This is a genomic window from Aeromonas sp. 604176 (assembly GCF_049170755.1).
GTDB lineage: Bacteria > Pseudomonadota > Gammaproteobacteria > Enterobacterales > Aeromonadaceae > Aeromonas > Aeromonas veronii_A.
Map to the genome: position 1 here is coordinate 1 of NZ_JAAKNE010000242.1, position 1,553 is coordinate 1,553.

Sequence of the window (1,553 nt, forward strand, 5' to 3'; positions counted from 1 at the left end):
TGACCGATGCCGATGCCGTCTATCTGGATTGGGGCAAACCGACCCAGCGTCCGCTGCGGGTCACCAGCCCGGACGAGCTGGCCGGGGTCAAGTTCGATGCAGGTTCCATGGGACCGAAAGTCGAAGCCTCCTGTGAATTTGTCAAAGCGACCGGCGGCATGGTCGGCATCGGCTCGCTGGAAGATGGCCTCGCCATCCTCAAAGGGGAAGCCGGCACCAATATCGTCGCCACCCGCACCGTACATGCGTAATTACCGATAGCTGTACTGAGAATGCGTAGTCAACACTACTGCCCGAACTGGTCTGAAACATATATAGAGAGAACTCATCATGGCTTTTAATCTGCGTAACCGTAACTTCCTGAAACTGCTGGACTTCACCCCGCGCGAAATCCAATACATGATCGACTTGGCCATCGACCTGAAGAAAGCCAAATACGGTGGCTACGAGCGCAAGCATCTGGTCGGCAAGAACATCGCCCTGATTTTCGAGAAGACCTCCACCCGTACTCGTTGTGCGTTTGAAGTGGCGGCCTTCGACCAGGGCGCGCAAGTCTCCTACCTTGGCCCAAGCGGTTCCCAAATCGGTCACAAGGAGTCCATGAAGGACACCGCTCGTGTACTGGGTCGAATGTATGACGGTATCGAATACCGCGGCTACGGTCAGGAGATCGTGGAAGAGCTGGGCGCCTACGCCGGAGTCCCGGTCTGGAACGGCCTGACCAACGAATTCCACCCGACCCAGATCTTGGCCGACTTCATGACCATGCTGGAGCACGGCAAGGGCAAGCGTCTGGATCAAATCAAGTTCGCCTACCTGGGTGATGCCCGCAACAACATGGGTAACTCCCTGATGGTCGGCGCCGCCAAGATGGGCATGGACATCCGTCTGGTCGCACCGAAAGCCTTCTGGCCGGAAGAGGAGCTGGTTGCCAAGTGCCGCCTGATCGCCGAAGAGACCGGCGCACGCATCACCCTGACCGAAGATGTGAAAGAGGGCGTGCTGGGTGCGGACTTCCTCTACACCGACGTCTGGGTATCCATGGGTGAAGCGAAAGAAGCCTGGGATCAGCGCGTCAAACTGATGACTCCGTATCAGGTCAACATGGATGTCATCAACGCCACCAAGAACCCGGATGTGAAGTTCATGCACTGCCTGCCGGCGTTCCACAACGACGAGACCACCATGGGCAAGGAAGTGGCTGACAAATATGGCATGAAAGGCCTGGAAGTGACCGAGGACGTGTTCGAATCCGAGCACAGCATCGTGTTCGATGAGGCCGAAAACCGGATGCACACCATCAAGGCAGTGATGGTTGCTACGCTGGGCGACTAAGGTCGCAGTAGTGGTGCCGGGGGGCGACCCCCGGCTTTTCGACCATGTGACAGCGGCATAATACCTCTAACCCTACGACCCGCAGCCTGCATGGATACCACACCCACAGAAGGAAGCTGGACCATGACCAAATTCAAGTTCCCGTCAGCCTACACGATACTGTTTGTGCTGATCGCCCTGGTGGCCGCCCTGAGCTGGATAGTGCCGGCCGGCAAATA

1 protein-coding gene and 1 pseudogene are annotated in these 1,553 nt (G+C 57.4%); both read left to right on the forward strand.

Translation table 11 applies throughout. The features are described 5' to 3' along the window. Positions 1-251 (forward strand): annotated as a pseudogene (locus G5358_RS21025) (carbamate kinase); the annotation flags it as partial. 79 nt (positions 252-330) lie between these two features. Then, entirely contained in the window at positions 331-1,335 is a 1,005-nt protein-coding gene (argF, locus tag G5358_RS21030) for an ornithine carbamoyltransferase (RefSeq protein ID WP_005339721.1), read from the forward strand. Positions 1,336-1,553 lie beyond the last annotated feature (218 nt).